Annotated in this window: 10 protein-coding genes; 3 read left to right on the forward strand and 7 right to left on the reverse strand. The window is 45.4% G+C overall.

All coding sequences use genetic code 11. From position 1 onward, the window contains the following. Positions 1-115: 115 nt before the first annotated feature. The gene (locus H6F98_RS33855; RefSeq protein WP_242058798.1) at positions 116-4,813 is read right to left on the reverse strand and encodes a CHAT domain-containing protein; all 4,698 of its coding nucleotides are present in this window, start codon (positions 4,811-4,813) and stop codon (positions 116-118) included. Between the two features lie 86 nt (positions 4,814-4,899). Next, positions 4,900-6,111 carry a M20 family metallopeptidase gene (locus H6F98_RS32395; protein ID WP_192222854.1) on the reverse strand — a complete coding sequence of 404 codons (1,212 nt, stop codon included), beginning with the start codon at positions 6,109-6,111 and terminating at the stop codon, positions 4,900-4,902. Positions 6,112-6,660: 549 nt separating this feature from the next. On the opposite strand from H6F98_RS32395, the gene H6F98_RS32400 reads away from it, so the two are divergent. Further along, positions 6,661-7,089 carry a hypothetical protein gene (locus H6F98_RS32400; protein ID WP_192222855.1) on the forward strand — a complete coding sequence of 143 codons (429 nt, stop codon included), beginning with the start codon at positions 6,661-6,663 and terminating at the stop codon, positions 7,087-7,089. Between the two features lie 65 nt (positions 7,090-7,154). Here the strand turns inward: H6F98_RS32400 and H6F98_RS32405 are convergent, their stop codons facing one another. Continuing rightward, positions 7,155-7,826: a Uma2 family endonuclease gene (locus H6F98_RS32405; RefSeq protein ID WP_192222856.1), complete on the reverse strand. Its 672-nt coding sequence runs from the start codon at positions 7,824-7,826 to the stop codon at positions 7,155-7,157. Between the two features lie 93 nt (positions 7,827-7,919). Here H6F98_RS32405 and metH point away from each other — a divergent pair, with 93 nt between their 5' ends. Continuing rightward, complete coding sequence (metH, locus tag H6F98_RS32410; protein WP_192222857.1) at positions 7,920-11,504, forward strand: methionine synthase; 3,585 nt, start codon at positions 7,920-7,922, stop codon at positions 11,502-11,504. Positions 11,505-11,680: 176 nt separating this feature from the next. On the opposite strand, the gene H6F98_RS32415 is transcribed toward metH, so the two are convergent. Further along, complete coding sequence (locus H6F98_RS32415; RefSeq protein ID WP_192222880.1) at positions 11,681-12,382, reverse strand: Uma2 family endonuclease; 702 nt, start codon at positions 12,380-12,382, stop codon at positions 11,681-11,683. A 384-nt stretch (positions 12,383-12,766) separates the two neighbouring features. On the opposite strand from H6F98_RS32415, the gene H6F98_RS32420 reads away from it, so the two are divergent. After that, a complete protein-coding gene (locus tag H6F98_RS32420) occupies positions 12,767-14,011 on the forward strand; it encodes an AIPR family protein (RefSeq protein WP_192222858.1) in 1,245 nt (414 codons plus the stop codon). Positions 14,012-14,269: 258 nt separating this feature from the next. Here the strand turns inward: H6F98_RS32420 and H6F98_RS32425 are convergent, their stop codons facing one another. The 3 genes from H6F98_RS32425 to H6F98_RS32435 are packed head-to-tail and all read right to left on the reverse strand — an operon-like array spanning position 14,270 to position 19,228. Then, positions 14,270-14,656, reverse strand: a complete 387-nt coding sequence (locus H6F98_RS32425; protein WP_192222859.1) for a response regulator transcription factor — start codon at positions 14,654-14,656, stop codon at positions 14,270-14,272. An 11-nt stretch (positions 14,657-14,667) separates the two neighbouring features. Next, entirely contained in the window at positions 14,668-16,080 is a 1,413-nt protein-coding gene (locus tag H6F98_RS32430; protein ID WP_192222860.1) for an adenylate/guanylate cyclase domain-containing protein, read from the reverse strand. Continuing rightward, positions 16,061-19,228, reverse strand: coding sequence for an ATP-binding protein (locus H6F98_RS32435; RefSeq protein WP_192222861.1), 3,168 nt, complete (start codon positions 19,226-19,228; stop codon positions 16,061-16,063). Before H6F98_RS32435 ends, H6F98_RS32430 begins: the two co-directional genes overlap by 20 nt. Between the last annotated feature and the right edge of the window lie 289 nt (positions 19,229-19,517).

Below are 19,517 nucleotides of genomic sequence, written 5' to 3' on the forward strand. Positions count from 1 at the left end.
TACAAATCCTCAAGTTGGGTTGAACAGCATTTACTTTTGGCTGCAAGTTGAGAATTAATTAAGGTAAAAATCGCCGACTTCAAATCTTCCCCTCGCATCAGGACGAGCAATCACTTTACCAAGGGTTGCCTACTAATGTGAACGCTGCCCAATAATAAGGATGTGTCAACGGTCGATTTCCCGATCGCGCTAGTTCTGGTGGTAAAGTCAGTACTCCGCCTGGTGTATACAACTGACCATCTTCCACTCGAACTTCCCCGTTCAACATTGCTATCTGTGCTTGCTGTAAGGCTATCGCTTTGATAGGAGCTGTCTTCAGCTTTTGATAGAAGTTTGTCATCAAGCCTAGTGTGCCTTCATCACTGACATACCACAAACTTGCGAGTGATGACTTTACCCCAGCTTGCACTGACAACCCCGCAAAGCCGAGTTCTGCTTCCTCATCTCCTAAAGCAGAGCGACAGGCACTCAGTACTAATAATTCTACAGGTGGTTTATTCCATCCGAGTTGTGGCAACTGGTCAAGGCGCAGCTTGCTATTCCATAGTTGGATATAAGAATTGCTTGCCGCACCAGGTAGGAAATTAGCATGAGTTGCCAGGTGGATAATTCCAAACGGTTCTTGTTTGCGTTGAGCTTTGAGATTATCTAGGGTAAAGGCACCGTCTAGGAAAGATTTACCTGACCAGAGTTGCTTTGTGATGACATTTAACTCTAAAGGTACGGCTGGTAAGGGTCTTTTATCAGGAAATTCCTCAACACCCATCGCCAAAACTTGAGAGTCTCTGATGTCTTTGTAGCGGGTATCGGTGAGGCTGAGACTAGGCATTAGTCCAACACTATACCGCTCTACTAGAAATTGTTTCCCATCATTGAGTGCTGCAACCGCTACCGATCGCAAACCAACATCCATGATAAAAACTAAGTTCTGGATACCTTGCTTCTGTAAATCTTCTTCTAATGGAGCAACTAACCACTGGTAAAGTTGCCGGGACGGGTACAAGTAATCACGCTTGTCTCTAACATTAGTAACACTCTCGCGAAATGTATCTGCAACGTTCAGAACTTTTGGGCGCTTCGTACCCACTCGTTTACGAATCGCATTCCCTGTAGAGGTTACCAATAACAGTTCAAGTTCGTCGTTGTCCCTGTCAGGTTGTGCATTGAGTGACGTATCAGGAAGTACAAACGTCACATAGATGAGCGCAGGTTTGACACCTGTTGCTTTTTCTATGTCCTGTAAAATCTCTTGTGCCTCAGGTAGCGTGCGGATTTCATTATTAGGAAGTCCTAAATACGTTTCAAACTGGCGAGTGAAGGCTTCATCGACTGGAGCCAATACCGGGTCAATTGCCACAGAGGGAAGACTTACATCGGTAGAGAGTTGGGATACTGGATTTTGCTGCGGGAGTATCGTTGCATCTACTGGTAAATCAGGTGATACAGGATTCGGATCGACCGGGTTCGGATCGATAGGAATCGGATCGATAGGAATCGGATCGATAGGAATCGGATCGACAGGAATCGGATCGACAGGAATCGGATCGACAGGAGTATCTATTGCTGAGGTAATCAGTTGAATATCGCTTGGTGCAACGCCTTGGGTGTAGAGTTCAGGGTATACGCCAAAGAGGATTTGATTGTCGATTCCGGTTGCGATCGCACCTGCTGTACCATTAATTCCGTTGTAATCTGCCCCCACTGTAAAAGGCGTGTCAGTGGCACCACCGTCATGCCGAATGATTACAGAACCGCCAGCGATACCACCCGCCGTAGAGATGCTAGCCGTTGTGTCTGTTTGGTCGGTGAACGTACCGGAAGCGCGGAAGAATTGCTCGGTTGTAATATCAACATTGCCACCAGTCCCTGCAACTCCTCCCTGAGCATTGATCGAAACAACATCAATGTCATTTTCCGGGTCAAGGGTTACATCACCACCATCGCCCTGAGTTGAACTGGAGTCAATAATGCCTGTTGTAATTTGGGTTAGGGCAGAAACGGTAATATCTCCACCCCCAGCTACCCCTGAAGAAATCAAATTACCACTCTCTACAGAACCTGCCTCACTAATCAGAGTGATGGCTGAACCATTTGTAGTGATGTCTTCGGTTGTGATGTCCTGGTTTGCTTGTAGTGTAATAGAGGCGTTGTCTAACCCGATGATCGCTCCATTAACTGCGATCGCACCTGTGGCAGACTGAATTGTTACGGGGTCAAAAAATGTACTGGCATTTACCGTAATGTTACCCGTATTGTCTAAACCTCCGAAGGTGAGGAGACTAAAGCCATCTTCCAATGCAGCAAGGTCAGTTGTGCTTAGATTCAAAGCACCTGTATCACCAGTTCCCCCGATTTCAATATCTTGCCCAGATGTGAACGGTTGAAGTACAAGTGCACCACTACTTCTGACCAGCGGAGGAGTTGTTTGAACTGGAACAAAGTCAATCTCATTACTCGTGAGTGTGATATCGCCACCCCCTGCAAGCCCGCTAGCATCAACGCTTTCCGTCACAATACTGTTAGCCGCTTGCAGTGTAATGTTTCCACCCCTACCCGTTCCATCCCCTGTGCAAACATTAATTACGGTTGTTGAACAAGAGCCAATAATCCCTGTAGCAGTTGCATTGTCTTGATTTGCTGTTATCGTGTCAATCGTGCCACCACTCGTTACCTGAACCTCGCCACCATTTAAGGTGCCTCTAGTTTGAATGTCATCGACGTTAACATCGCCACCCACTGTAATGGTGATATCGCCACCATTGCCGTTATTGCCTGTGGAGAGAACATCTAGCAGGCTAATACCACCACCTGCAATCAGGCTAATATCACCGCCATCGCCGTTATTACTCGTTGAGCGAACACTCTCTAAAGGGGGAATCGAAACAGTAATATTGCCACCTGCCGTTAAGCTAATATCACCTCCATTACCAGTACCCGTTAAACCATTCCAATCCGAAACAATCCGAGCTACCTGAATATCGCCAGTCGCCTCCATAATAACAGTGCCAGCATTTTGCCCTGCTGTACCGGATGACGTTGTAACTCTGCCAACCTGAATACTTCCCGGTGTCAATCCAGCAGCATCACCTGTAAAGTCAATCGGTGGCGTACCAATTCCCAGTTGAGGAACATTAGGCGGATACTCTAATGCCGCTTTCCCAGCTTGCAACACCAAGCTTGGAGTTGTGGTCAAAATCTCGAAATGCTCGTCGGTAGCAGGAATCGCACCAGATGTATCTGGCTGAGTAATGGTAATATTTCCTCCACTGATGCTTCCTAGCGCCTCAACCTTAAGCGCTGCACCTGTATAATTGCCAAAAACGACATCACCATTGGAACTGATAATTGGGTCGTAGAGGCTGACAAAGCTACCAGGATTGCCGGATAAATCAAGTATTGAGAAGCTGCTACCACTGGTAAAGTGGGCATCTCCGGAGATATCACCATTACTGACTAAACTGAGTTGATTACCACTTTGAAAAGGGGTTTGGGGATGATTTAGGGCAAGGATATCAATCCTCTCTTTGCCCCGAATGTAAAGATTACCGCCCGCTTGTGCCAAAAAAGGAGTGCTGACACTATCCCGCACCTGGACGGTATCCTGTGCCAATAACTGCAAGTCCCCAGTCGTCTGCAACTGACTTTCTACCAGCGTCAGGTTGTGGTTTGCCGAGAGGGTTGCTGCTTCTCCTGTAACATTGCCTCCGGCTACATCCCCTGCGGCGATAGGAATTCCAGAACCTGAGAGTGCAACCGTTCCATCACTGTTAGTTGTTAACTCTGTCGCATTCGTGTCACTACCACCCGTTAAGAGTTGGGGTAATGCTACAACGGGTAATGTCCAAGCATTAGGCTGACTATTCGCTGCACTTAAAGGTTGCACCTCCAAGCTTAGAACACTTCCAGGTTGGCTCAGGCGTACCAAACTCTCACCTGGTACTGCTGCCACAGTGATGTTGCCTTCAGGTGCAGTAAGCTTACCTGTATTGACGACGGTGCCACCTAGAAGGGTGAGATTGTGTTCTGGTTGCACAGTTAATTCCCCAGCGTTGAGAATTGCCCCAGGCATAGAGGTAGTAAAGGCAAAGTTATTCGGTGTTCCGACGAGTGCGGCGTAGTCGTTAGCACCAGTGGCACTAAACCAGTGATTGCCAAAGCTGATACCTGTAGCAGTGGTGGCGGTGAAGGAGGCAGTGACATTTAGCTGAGCATTCGAGCCAAAAATAATCCCTGCTGGGTTGATTAAGAATAGGTTGGAGTTGCCACCCATTACTTGCAATAAACCGTTGATGATGGAGGGATTACCCCCAGTGACGCGAGAGAGGATGTTGAGAATTTCAGGATTGGAAATGAAGTTTCCTATCTGGTTTGCGTCTAGTCCAAACTGACTAAAGCTATGAAAAAGATTAGTGCCATCGTTGGATAATTGTCCTCCTGTGATGTCGAGGCGGTTACCATCAGGAGTGACAATTGTATTGGTACTACCGTCTGGAGTGATGGGTTGTGCGATCGCGGATTGAGTTGCGATCGCACCCAGTAATGGCAGTAGTGTTAGGAATTGGCAGAATCTTTTTGCGATCGCATTTCTATTCAATATTTCCTTCAGATGCACATCCGTACCTGGAAATAAACCCCAAGCTCCGACAGCACCCCATCCCCAACCTATAGGGCTATTTTTTAAGGAGTAGTCGTCCCCACTCAACTGCTCGGTTTTTACAACATCCCTAGTATCGACCCGAATCCTCTTGTTAGTTACTTTCAACTGAGGCGTTCGGTTATTGATCGTGATAACTAGGGGGCGAGATACTGACATTTGACACCTTGGAGCGAGGGAATTCCTCAAAGGATTACCACTAACTTCGCCCCAAGATGGTTGTCAGTTATCCCAGGTTTTAAAGCTCAGCGGCAAAACTTTTCTACGCAGCGGACAAAGATTTCTACACCCATTCCTAAAGCTGTTTCATCAAAGTCAAATCTTGGATGATGATGGGGGTACGCTAAATCTTTCGTAGGATTAGCAGACCCCAAAAAGAAGTAGCATCCTGGTACAGCTTGAAGGAAAAATGCCATATCTTCACCGCCCATAGTCTGACATTCTGGCACAATTCCTACTGGCGATTCTATAACCTCAGACGCAATTGAGCGAACTAGTTCAGCTATCTTTACATCATTAATTACAGGTGGATAGAGATGCCAATAATCTAGTTCATAACTTGCACCCTGGCTATGGCAAACACCCGCGATTACTTGCTCCAATCGCTTGCCAAAATACCCTTCAAATTTTGGGTTGAAATATCGTACTGTGCCGCTCATCCGTGCGGTACCCGCGATGACATTGTGTGCTGTACCTGCATGGAGTTCACCAACGGTTACAACGGCTGAATCAATGGGGTCAACATTACGAGCGACGATGGTTTGTAAGGCATTGACAATTTGGGCACTCACTACCACTGAATCAACAGTTTGGTGAGGCATTGCACCATGTCCGCCTTTACCTAAAATTGAGCAATCAAAACACTCAACGGCTGCCATCAATGCCCCACTCCGGACACCTACCGTACCAAGGGGAAGATTGTTCCACAGATGCAAGCCAATAATCGCATCGACATCAGGGTTTTTTAAGACACCTGCTTCAACCATTGGTTTAGCGCCGCCTGGCCCCTCCTCAGCGGGTTGGAAGATAATTTTTACTGTACCTGCAAAGTCATCTCGATGTTGGGAGAGGTAGTAAGCTGTACCTAATGCGATCGCAGTATGCCCATCATGGCCACAAGCGTGCATTAAGCCATCATGCAGCGATCGGTAAGGCACATCATTTTCTTCTTGAACAGGCAACGCATCCATATCTGCCCGAATCGCTAAAACCGGGCCTGGACGGTTGCTAGGAATTGTCGCAACAATGCCTGTCTGAGCAATGCCAGTTTGATGCTCAATTCCCCATTCCTGTAATTTTTGTGCAATCAACTGAGCCGTTAGCTGCTCTTTAAAGCCTAGTTCTGGACGTTGATGCAGATGCCTACGCCACTCCACTAGCTGAGGCTGTAAGGAGCGGATAGCTAGTCTGATCTGAGATAAGTCAACAGAATGAGAAGTAGGAAATGTAGAGACCATTGTTGTTTCAATCTTTAAAGAAGTCTAGTGAAGAGCCATAACAATTATCGCGATTACGCCAGACTGCTGATGCGGCATTGACTCCCTAAAACGCTATCAAGAGGAAGAAAATGCGATCGCACGCTCAGCACTTGAGTAATCCATGTATTTCTCAGCCTACTTTAAGCTTACCTCCTTAAATGCGATCGCCTCGGCAACAGGAGACCTCATGTCCGGGAGGCACAACGCTGAAAATTTTTATACCTCTTACCTCTCTCTGCTAACTCCTAACCTCTTTTCGAGAGAGCTATGGCGTTATACAAGGAATACAACTTGAAGCTTTAAACATTACGGATTCAAGTTGTAAGTTAGACAAAGCTTGCTTGATTAAGCTAGCTCTTTAAACAAAAACTTTAAAAGGTAAGTTTCCGGCATCCTGACTGGAAGCATGGCATAAATTGAAGGAGTTTTCAGAAAGCGATCGCTTTGTTCAATTTTTAGAGGTACGACAGGCAACGTAGAGTAGTGGGCATATGATAACCTGACTCTATGATGCTGTAGGAGAGAGTCATGACCCGCTTTGGTAAGCAGCCTGCCCGCCACAAATTTTTCTTAAACCCCCACCAGGATGCACGATTTACCTCCTGTCCGAAGTGCGATGGTAAGACCAAACTGCGGAAGTTTCCTCTCTTCATCCATGTAAATCCACTACAGCCAGTTGTACTGAACAAAAGCTGCCGCTACTGTCCCTACTGTGATTTGATCATTGCCCATCAAGATGAGATTGAGCAGCAGCTAGCCGTCCTATTCATGCAGCAACAACCAGAAGTGATTGGCAATGATTATCTAGTAATCGGTACGTTGGATAAAGCTGATTGGCGGCGCAGTATGAAGAAGCCCTTCAATTTTGAGGAAATGCGAGATTGTCTCCATGACTTCAAAAAAGTGATGAGCTTTGAGCCAACACGTTATATTTGGGTGAAGGATGACTCTAAATAGTATGATAAATTTTCAACCTTGTTGATATAGCCTGACTAGGAGCAATTCTTTATTTATTACTGATATTACTGACTAGAACTTTGTAATATTTCTCGAATTCGTGCCCGAAATAAACGCACAGATGCTCTTTGTCCAATTGTTTTGCTTTGCTCGATAAAACTAGGAATTTCTGCAATAGGCAAAAAAGGAAAAGCAATGCTTTTATCACTCTGCTCGTACTTTCCCTCAACAAGTTGATAAACCTGAAGAGTTTGCTTGCGATATCTCCAAAGTTCGGGAACCCCAAGTGAAGAGTAGATGTTGAATTTATTTAAAGAAGAACGGGTGTAGTCTGACTCTACAGCTAAATCTGGCGGTGGAACATTTGGTAACTTGATTTCTTTGCCTCTGACTTGAGATTCATTTTGAATATAGAAACAGGTGTCAGGTTCTACAGCACGAGTTAAATCTTCCCTTTCCAGAGTTAGGGAACCAAGTTGTCTAATCTCGATTTCTAACTCATCCGCAGTCGCTGTGACAAACTCCGCTATTAGGATTTTGGGTTCTTCGTGTTGTTCGTATGGAACCATAATCTCCAACATTCCTTGGTCATAGGCAATTCTATAGGCTCTGTCTTCTCCGATATCTGCCATTAATGCTTTGAAGGTTGACCAACTGACACCTCTCAAAACGACTCCTACCTGTGCGGGAACTAACTCTTGCCAGGGAGTCGAGGTAGTTGCTGTCTGCACATTCATCGTTTTGTGCGCTCCTAATCGCTCTAAATTTTGCACAATATATTAAGCTAATCATCCAAAGCGTAACCCAACTTTCTATAAAGACAGCCGTCTATGAACAGCCCCTTCCTGACTCACCTCCATAGCCCCGATCGCCCTGTTATAGTCTTTGATGGTGCAATGGGAAGCTCTCTCCAAACGCAAGACCTGACAGCAGAAGACTTTGGTGGAGCGCAGTACGAAGGCTGTAACGAGTACCTGGTTATGACTAAGCCAGAAGCTGTGGAGAAAGTGCATCGAGGCTTTCTGGAAGTTGGGGCGGATGTCATCGAGACGGATACCTTTGGTGGTGCGTCAATTGTGCTGGCAGAGTATGACCTGGCAGACCAAGCCTATATTCTGAATAAGAAAGCAGCCGAATTGGCAAAGCGTGTGGCGGCTGAGTATTCCACGCCCGAAAAGCCCCGATTTGTTGCAGGTTCGATTGGACCAACGACTAAGTTGCCGACACTAGGGCATATTGACTACGACACGATGAAAGCCTCGTTTGCAGAGCAAGCCACAGGGCTGTATGACGGTGGGGCTGATTTGTTGATTATCGAAACGTGTCAGGATGTTCTGCAAATTAAGGCAGCGCTGAATGCTGTTGAAGAGGTATTTCAAGACAAAGGCGCACGATTGCCGCTGATGGTGTCAGTGACGATGGAAGCCCAAGGCACAATGCTGTTGGGGTCAGAAATTAATGCAGCGCTAACGATTTTAGAGCGTTATCCGATTGACATCCTGGGTCTTAACTGTGCTACTGGCCCAGACCGGATGGTAGACCATATTAAATACTTGTCAGAGCATTCGCCGTTTGTCGTTTCCTGTATCCCTAATGCCGGACTACCGGAAAACGTCGGGGGCCATGCCCACTACAAGCTGACGCCGATGGAACTGCGGATGGCGCTGATGCATTTTGTAGAAGATTTGGGCGTGCAGGTGATTGGTGGCTGTTGCGGTACGCGCCCGGAGCATATTCAACAATTAGCAGAGATTGGTCAAACTCTAAAGCCGAAAGAACGGCATCCCCAGTTTGAACCGTCGGCAGCATCGATTTACAGTGCCCAACCTTATGAGCAGGATAACTCGTTCCTAATTGTGGGGGAACGCTTAAATGCCAGTGGTTCTAAGAAGTGCCGCGATTTGTTGAATGGGGAAGATTGGGATGGACTGGTTTCTCTAGCGAAGTCGCAGGTACGAGAAGGGGCGCACGTTCTAGACGTGAACGTGGATTATGTGGGACGTGACGGCGTGCGGGATATGCACGAAGTGGTGTCACGTTTGGTAACAAATGTTACTTTGCCGCTGATGCTGGACTCCACGGAATGGGAAAAGATGGAAGCCGGTTTAAAGGTTGCGGGTGGTAAGTGTCTACTGAACTCCACGAACTATGAAGATGGGGAGGAGCGTTTCTTAAAGGTGCTGGAGTTGGCGAAGCAGTACGGTGCGGGTGTAGTCATCGGTACGATTGATGAAGAGGGGATGGCGCGAACGGCAGACAAGAAATTTGCGATCGCACAACGCGCCTATCGCCAAGCTGTAGAATATGGCATCCCCCCCCACGAAATATTCTTTGACACCCTAGCCCTCCCCATCTCCACAGGTATTGAAGAAGACAGGGCAAATGGTAAAGCGACGATTGAATCGATTCGCCGCATCCGGGAAGAATTACCGGGATGTCACGTTATTTTGGGTGTCTCTAATGTTTCCTTCGGCTTGAACCCGGCAGCGCGGGTAGTCCTCAATTCGATGTTTTTGCACTTCGCAATGGAAGCGGGGATGGATGCTGCGATTGTCAGCGCTAGCAAGATTCTGCCATTAGCGAAGATTGAGCCAGAACATCAGGAAGTCTGCCGGAAGTTAATCTTTGATGAACGGCAGTTTGATGGGGATATTTGCACCTATGACCCATTAGGAGAGCTTACCACGCTGTTTCAAGGGAAAACGACAAAACGCGATCGCTCCCAAGATGACCAACTCCCCGTCGAAGAACGCCTCAAGCGCCACATTATTGATGGCGAACGGATTGGCTTGGAAGAACAGCTAGCTAAAGCATTAGAAACACATCCACCCCTCGAAATCATCAACGTCTTTCTCTTAGATGGCATGAAAGTCGTTGGGGAACTATTCGGTTCCGGGCAAATGCAACTTCCCTTTGTATTGCAATCAGCGGAAACCATGAAAGCGGCAGTGGCGTATTTAGAGCCATTCATGGAAAAAGCAGACAGCGGTAATAACGCCAAGGGTACATTTCTCATTGCCACTGTTAAAGGGGACGTTCACGATATTGGTAAAAACCTTGTCGATATTATCCTTTCCAACAATGGCTACAAGGTGATTAACCTAGGCATCAAGCAGCCAGTGGATAACATTATTGATGCTTACGAACAGCACAAAGCAGATTGCATTGCAATGAGTGGATTGCTGGTGAAGTCTACAGCGTTCATGAAAGATAATCTGGCGACATTCAATGAGCGAGGCATAAGAGTCCCCGTGATTTTGGGGGGTGCTGCGCTGACACCTAAGTTTGTTTACGAGGATTGCCAAAATACTTACAAAGGTAAGGTAATCTACGGCAAAGATGCCTTCTCTGATTTGCATTTTATGGATAAGTTAATGCCTGCTAAAGCGGCAGGTGAGTGGGATGATATAAAGGGCTTTTTGAATGAAGTAGATGAAATTTCTGAGGTATCAACGAATGGTGATCAAGAAAACGGTTTAGGGACACAAAGCCTTGCACCCGTACAAGAAGCGGAGGTTGCTGAACCAGCACCCATAGATACGCGCCGTTCTAATGATGTCACGTTAGATATTGAGCGTCCGACTCCTCCCTTCTGGGGAACCAAGATACTGCAACCAGAGGATATCCCTATAGAAGAGGTGTTTGGGTATCTGGATTTACAAGCTTTGATTGCTGGACAGTGGCAGTTCCGCAAACCCCAAGGGCAATCGCGGGAAGAGTACGATGAGTTTCTACAAGAGAAGGTTTACCCAATTCTTGAAGACTTGAAGCAGCGCATTATCCAAGAAAACTTGCTGCATCCTCAAATAGTTTATGGCTATTTCCCCTGTCAGGCTGAGGGGAATTCGTTGTATATCTACAATCCTGCTGCAATAGATGACAATGTTAGGGCGCAAGGCCTTGCGCCTCTACAAAAACCCATAGCAACGTTTGATTTCCCTCGACAGCGCTCTATGCGTCGTTTGTGCATTGCTGATTTTTATGCGCCGAAGGAGTCTGGGATTGTGGATGTCTTCCCAATGCAGGCAGTGACGGTAGGGGAGATTGCAACTAAGTATGCAAAGTCGCTTTTTGACTCCAACCAGTATACAGATTATCTCTACTTCCACGGATTAGCAGTGCAGATAGCAGAAGCTTTGGCGGAGTGGACACACGCCCGGATTCGTCGGGAATTGGGATTTAGTGCTGAGGAGCCGGATAATATTCGGGATGTGTTGGCGCAACGGTATCGGGGTTCTCGGTATAGCTTTGGCTATCCCGCTTGTCCGAATATGCAAGACCAGTATAAACAATTGGAGTTGTTGGGAAGCGATCGCATCAACCTGCACATGGATGAAAGCGAACAACTGTATCCCGAACAGTCTACAACGGCAATTATTGCTTATCATCCAGTGGCTAGGTATTTCAGCGCTTGAGATATATGAATTGGCAACCATACATTAGACCTCTTGCATAAATCCTGGAATGCCCCCTAAATCCCCCTTGCATTGGGGGACGCGAGAAATCCGGTTTCCCCAGAATTGGGGGGCTAGGGGGCAAAAATCGACTTTTGCAAGAGGTCTATTCCAGTGCTTGAGGAGTAATTTGTAATTTACAACTGCTCTGGAGCAATCCCTCGTTCTCGCAGTAGCGCCTCTAAAGCTTGATAGCGCTGTCTTTCCTGTTCTAACTGGGCAAGTGCTTCATCTGCGCGTTGGCGTTCTTGTTCGGCGCGTTGGCGTTCTTGCTCCATAAGTTGAGCCAGTTCAACATAGGTAAGGAACCTTTCTCCTGAAGGTGAGAAAATTTCTAGATTGTCAGATGTTGGGTGAAAGCTTATTCCCAGTCGAGGACTAACCCAACCATTCATCTCGTCGATTATCTCCAAATACTCTCCAGAGCGCTGCCAGCCAATTATTTCTGGGTTGTCAGGGTCATAAATGTAATATTCTTCTACGCCATAGCGTTCATAAAATTTGAGTTTATGAGCCATTCCTTTGAGGCGATTGCCAGGAGATAAGATTTCAAATACCACTTGTGGTGGAATATTATCTTCTTCCCATTGCTTGTAGGAACCCCTGTCTCCTTTTGGTCTACCAAAGACAACCATCGCATCGGGTGCTTGGCGAGTCTTGTTATCTCCTTCAACGGGATACCAAAGTAAATCACCCGCGACAAATACATCAGGGTTAGCAGCAAATAACAGTTCTAAGTTTTCCTTAATAACGACAATCCAGCGAAATTGTTTGGTGTTGTCTGCCATTGGTTGACCGTCGCTGTCTGGGTAGATGAGGGTTGGCAGTTGTTGTACCATGCTGCTCTCCGCTTCTAAAGTAGTGGTCATATTGTAGCGATCGCTCTTTCAATCTCATCACATAGAAGAAGCGAGCGCTGTAAATTTCCTCAAAGCGCGATCTGCTTTGCAGCAGCGCTTCGCTATCGCAATTCAGCTAGGATTGCCTTTAATTTCTCACTCATACAAAGCAACTGCACTGTAGAGGCGATTACATTTTGGCAGAAAGTGGAAGTGCGGCTATATCTATACCTCTATCAAAATCAGCAAGCAGACACAGGTTTTGTTACTGGCTGTAAATTTTTGACGATAGCTTGCTATCGGGCTTTTGCCGATGTATCTTAGAAGGGTGTCCCGTTGGGCACGTAAACTATTTAAGCGTTCTGTAGAGCGCAGGAGAAACAAATGCCTACAACTGTTAAGGCTCCATTTTTTACTACGGCTGCTTGTAAAGCATACACAGAAGACAAGCAGAGTAAAGAAGAAGACAAGCAAAGTAAACAAACAAGTAGGGTAATCTGGAATCTTACAGTTCCCGTCTCCCAAGTTCCCAAAGACTTACCTCTAGATCCTAATGCGCGACTAGCGAACGAAACGCGGCGGACTGTCAAGAGTATGGTTAAGACTCTAGCAGAGAAGCCAGAGGAGTTCATTTTCTATAACAATGGCATCCTAATTGTTGCAGACTCCATCCAGGTCAAGGGTCGTGGTTCTGGTGGCGGATTCGATGTTGAGCTTGTCTTGGTTAGTCCTGACGAAGATCAGGAAGAAAAGTTTATCGGCAACGGTATTGTGAATGGCGGACACACCTACACCGCCATCATGAAAGCTCTCGATAATTACGAGAAACTTCAATCCAAACGAGCTAAACCAAAAATTAATCCGGAGACAGGGAAGGCTGATTACTTAGAGTTTGAAAAGGCTAGCGTACAAATATTTGTGCTGGTCAACATTAACCAAGAAGAAATCTCAAACATCAGCAGGTATCGTAATACCAGCGAGAAAGTTGAAGAGTTTAGCTTAAAAAATCTCGCTGGCGAGTGGGACATCATTGCAGAACACCTTCCTCCCCAGTGCAAACCTTATGTTGCTTTCCGGGACGGAGAAAATAAGCCATACGATGTAACTGACTTAGTTCGTCGTCTTGCTTGCATTAACAACAAGGTGTATCCTTGGTCGGGACCAGACGGTTCACCTAAGAATCCCAGTGCAACATGCACTGCCTACGGCAGTCTCATTAAAAACTGGACAAAAGACGACTTCAGTGAGTTTGTGCCTTTACTAAAGGATGTCCTCTATCTTGAGGAGCGCCTCCGGGAGGAGTACGATCAGCAAAAAGGGCTTAGCAAGCTTAACGGTGTTGAAAAAAAGCCCTATCCATTCATCACAGGTAGACAATTCAATCACACCCTTCCTATCACTTTCGTATTCCCCATACTCGCAGCCTTCCGTGTCTTTGTAAAAGATGGAGCGTGGGAGAAGCCTGTCGAGCAATTATGGGATGAGATGGGAAGCAACCTTCTTAACAGATTGCTAAACACCTATAAAAATGAAGGGCGGGGAAATCCTGCTGCTTTTGGTCGTTCTGCTTCAACATGGTCTAACCTTCTTTTAGTTCCCATGCAATTGAAGCTAACTAGCGTAACTTAATCCACCTGAGCCTTTACACTCTACCTGTTATTAGGGGTTAACCTCTCATACAGGTAGAGCTTGATGTTGTACAGATGGTGAAAATGACCTGATGGATGTTTGTGACGTTTTTCTCAGCGATCGCACTTTCCCCTCAAACTACTAAACCTCATCATCCAGATCGGGTTCAACACTAAGCGATCGCATCAACCTCCACATGGATGAAAGTCAGTGCGATCGCTTTTATGCCAAATTCCTCAAGCCTCTGTGAAAAGAGAATTAAGAGACTGCAATCTCAAGAACCTGCATTGATTTTTTAACCACTTCATCCGGGTCAAAAGGCTTTGTCATATACAAATCAGCACCAACTTCCTTGCCTTTGAGCTTATCAAACTCTTGACCTTTAGCCGTCAGCATGATGATGTAAACACCCTTTATACTGAGTTCATTCTTCACAGCATTGCAGACATCAAATCCGTTCATTTTAGGCATCATTACGTCAAGAAAAACCAGATCTGGTTTTTCTGTCTTAATAGCATCAAGAGCCTCTTCCCCATTATCAGCCGTCAGTAATTCCACTCCCTCATCTTCGAGATCTTCAAGGGTTTGCTCCAACAGAAGCCTTATATAAGGTTCATCATCCACAATCAATATTTTTTTATTCATGAACTTTTTTTTTAATAAACTACTTCAAAAACTTCTATAGCTTCTTTTTTACCTTTAACTTTAATACTACCAATTTCTTTAAATTCAAATAAGTGTTTCGTGACATCGTAAATTCTACGACTGACAAGAATCTGCTCACCTTTGGCAATCGATTGCAGTCTAGACGCTACATTCACTTTATCTCCTATTGCTGTATAGTCCATGTGCTGGGGAGAGCCAACATTACCAACAACCACCTCTCCTGAACTTATGCCAATGCCTGTAATAAAATTCTGCCTAATCCAGGGTACAGGAATTTGCTTAATCCGGTTTTGCATCTCAATAGCCGTTTCGATAGCTCGTCGTTCACTATCAACCAGCCTTGAAGGCGCACCAAACATAGCAACAATCATATCTCCAACAAACTTATTGACTGTTCCTCCATGGCTAAAAATCACTTCTACCATGTGAGTAAAATACTCATTCAAATATTCGACAATTTTCTCTGGTTCGAGTTCCTCACATTTACTGGTAAAGTTTCTAATATCAGAAAAAAGAATAGTAATATCCATCTTGGCAGGAGCTAGGGAAATATCGCCTTGCTCATTTAAAATCGCTTCAACTAACTGTGAATTTACATATCGTTCCAGATTACTTTTAATCCGTTCTTGCTTAAGCTTATTTTCATGGAGAATAGCATTTTCAATAGCAGAGGCGGCTTGAGAGGCTAGCGCCATGAAGAGTTTAAGGTCTGCGGCTGTATAGTTAAAGGGTTCCTCGCTGCTGATATTAATTACACCAATCGCCTGCTCATGAATCTGCAAAGGTACACAAATTAGGGAATTAACTCTGTTGTGACCTTTAACAAACCTAGAGTCAGAGCTTACTTCATTAATAATTTCTCCTCTACGTGTAAGTACCACATTGCCTGCTATACCCTGACCCATTTCTATAGGAGCTTTGGTTTCATGTTTTTGACCAAAGGCTGCTATAACTTCAAATTTTCCTGTCTCTTTATTTAGTAACATAAGAGACCCACTGTCTGCTGATATCAACCTTCTGGCTTCATCAATAACTAATTTCGCCACCTCTTTGAGTTCCAGACTGGCAGTTATCTTTTCAGAAATGTTGTATATGAGGTTGAGTTCCTTATATTTATCCAGGGTTTCACGAGCAAGGGTCTTTTTCTCAAACTCATTCTTGATTAAATGGGAAAGGAGGGACGCGACAGGAGAGGCTTTATCGTCTCCAATTACCCATCCAATTACCTCACCAGCAAGCTCAACAGGATATTTCTCCAAGAGTTGAGTTTTGTCATTATCTATGAGTAGCTTGCCCTCTGCATCCTGAATATTTATAGAAGTGTCGATCGCCTTGAGTAAGTCACTCAAAATAGACGAAACTTCTTTTTTAGCCAGAAGCCTCTTAAGACTGATTTTTGCCATCTTCTCGATCAACTACTATGACTTTTTTTGTGGCAGTTCCTTGGGAGAGGAGGTATCTGATCTCATTGATCAGCTCTTGTGTGTTGATCGGCTTGTTCAAATATCTGTCAATCCCAAGACGATAACCCCTTTCGTGTTCCTCTGCTACGGACAGCATGATGATCGGTATACTCATGCTCTGAGGGTTATTTTTCAGCACGGCTGCTACATCAAAACCACTCATTTCTGGCATCTTCACATCAAGAATCACTAAATCAGGAAGTTCTTGGTTAACTTGTGCAATAGCATCTCTTCCATCTTTAGCCTCCCTGACTTTATACCCCTCTGTAGTAAGTTGCTGTCTGAGAAGTTCGCGCAGAGGAGCTTCATCATCGACGACGAGGATGGTTTTATTAAGGTCAGCAGGAGATGATTCTATACTGGCTACCGATTGCAATTGCTTGCCAGGGATACTTATATCAATAGTTTTGACTTCATCCACTGCTGAGCAACTAATGGGTAGCGTGAATGAGAAAGTACTCCCTTGACCTAACTCACTCTCTACCCAGATTTTGCCACCATGATGCTTGACAATTTGTTGACAGATGGACAGTCCTAAACCTGTACCCTTGGGTTTATCTGTTAGAGGATTTCCTACCTGCTTAAATTTCTCAAAGATCTTCGGTTGGTCAACTTCAGGGATGCCGATTCCCGTATCGATCACGCTGATCGTAATCTCATTATCGATACAAGTAGCTTTGCAGGTTACAGAGCCTTCGTCAGTGAACTTGAGAGCATTAGAAATTAGGTTAATCACTACCTGAAGCAAGCGATCGCGATCGCCTAGAATCTGTGGCAAATCCTCGTTCACATCGACAATCAGTTCTAGTCCCTTCTGTTCAATCAGTGCAAACGTAGCAGATGTCGCCCGTTTTATCAGTTCATGAACTGAAAAATACTGCATATTCCAATCAACCCGTCCAGCTTCCATCTTGGCGATATCTAGGACATCGTTGATTAATTTTGTCAGCCGCTCGCCCTCGGACACCATGATGTCAATATTTTGACCAATTTGTTTGATGGTGCGCTGAGTTTTTGCCTCCTCAGCCTGAACTTTGGGAAATATTGTATCTTCAAGTTTTTTGCTGACAATTTTGGCAAATCCGAGTATTGATGTTAGGGGTGTCCTCAACTCATGGGAGACAGTAGAGATGAAATCGGTCTTCACTTGGTCAACTTCTTTCTCTAAAGTGACATCTCGAATTAGAATGACCGAACCGATACAGGTTTTGTCCAGACCATTTGATGTTGATTCTTTGAGGATTGCTGTTGCTACAGCTTTACCAAATCGGTTACCAACAAGCTCTACTTCTGCGGTGAAGACTTCTGTTAAGTATTCCCTAGTAGTTACTACCAGTTCTGCCAATTTAGGGCTAAAAATATCTTTGCAATCCAGATTAATCAGGTTGATTCCTTCCAGACTAAACATGGCTGACAAGGCAGGATTCCAGTGACTAATTTTGCCCCTAGTGTCAGTGACAAGTAAGCCATCTGCGAGATTGTTGATAATCGCACTTAGATAAGCAAGAGTCTCCTGCTGTCGGACAGTAGCTTCTGCAAGATGTCCAGCTTGCTCACTGACAGTCTGGAGATGTTCCTGGGTTTGAGTATGTAGGCGAGTCTGATGAATAGCGATCGCTAACTGGTCAGCGATGGAATCGAGCAATTCAATTTCTCGATCCCTCCAGCGTCGGGGCTTGCTGTAGACACAGATAAAATAGGCAGGAGTATTACCTTGAACTAACACTGGCATAGCCAAATAGCTAGCTATCCCCATCTCGATATACGCCTGTTTGACATCGGCAGGTAAGTTGCGGTTTTTGGCAACATTGTCCAAGCGCACTGATTCACATCGGTTGAGGCGATCGCCCAAGTCGCCAAAGGATGCGATCGAGATACAACCTAGATGTGTTGGCAGGTCTTCCCGCCGATTTTCGCAGACTACCTCCAACTCCTGTCGGTCTCTGTGATACCAACAGAAGATCGCTCGGTCGAGATTCAACAGAGCTGCAAATTCATCAACAGTAGTTTGCCAGATGGTTTCGAGTTCGATAGACTCCCGAATACGAGCAGTTATCCGATTAAGCAGTGCCTCTTGCGCTACGCGGATGCGGAGTTGCTCAAGGGATTGCATTTGCCACAAAGCGATAATCACTGTCACCACCAGGATCGCTCCCACAACCGATGCCAGCAGATTCAGCCCCCTTAGCTCCCCCTCCAAATTGGCACGGGGAATAACCAAACCTAGAGACCAATTAGCCTTATCCAGTGGCGAGTAGGCAACGTAAACCGACTCTCCCCCGATTTGCACCTGCTGAACCCCCTGTTGACGGTTCACCATTGCTTGTGCAATTTTCACTAAGTCTGGGTCTGTAGATTCTAAGAAACTTCTGCTCTTTTTAATAAGGTCATGATCAGGATGGACAAAGGGGGTTCCTTTAGAATCAAGGGCAAAAGCGTAACTCTCACGACCCAAGCGTGTTTTGGTCACAACATTTGATAGCTCCGTCACTGAAACGGGACCCGCAAATTCTCCAATCGGTTGACTCTTTTGGTCAAGCTCAGAAGTGAGGCTATCGGTGCCTTGAGCAGTATCCTCTGGAGAGATTTCAGAGCTATCTTCTGGAGAAACTTCAGAGCTATCTTCTGAAGACAGTTGAGTGCGATCGCTACCAGGGATAGACCAGATCGGAGCGACGATATTAACGAACCGCTCTCCAGTGGAGGGGAAAACCACTGGATCATCGACAAAGGTTTTTCCTTCTAGGGCTTGCTTAAAGTGGGTGTGATGACTGAGATTGGCTTTTGATAAACCAGTATTTGTTGCGTAGTAGGAGCCATCAGATTTCGCCATGACAAACATCTGAAAGTCTGTCAGCCGATTCAGTTCTCGCAGCAAGTAGGGTTCACTCGTTGACCAATTCAGATTCCTGACATTATCAGTACTAGCCAAAGCCTCCACCTGAGCAAGTAGGGTTGCTAATTGCCGATCAATTTCATTCCCTGCATTCCCGACTTGCAGGAGAGCATTTGCCTTCAAACTGTCAATGATCAAACTACGAACAACCCAATAACTAGTTATTGCAGTAGCACCTACAGCCAGAACCATAGTTCCTACCAGGAAGGAGATAAATTTTTTGGGAAAACGCCGAACTTTCTGCGGTTCAAATCTACTTGATCGAACGATTCGTATTGGCTGATTTTCACTAAACATTATTATCCCTCCCAGCTTTCGAGTTTTTAATCCACAGGATTTCGGTGTTTGAAATTATTGAATTAATAAAGAAATTTAATTAAACAAATGAGGTAGATGATTTTTCACCCTTAAGTAAATTTTCACCTAATGTGAACTACAGCCTTAGGTAATATCACCTCATCAAGTGCTACTTACACTTGTA

It is taken from the genome of Microcoleus sp. FACHB-SPT15 (assembly GCF_014849525.1).
Lineage (GTDB): Bacteria > Cyanobacteriota > Cyanobacteriia > Cyanobacteriales > Coleofasciculaceae > Symplocastrum > Symplocastrum torsivum.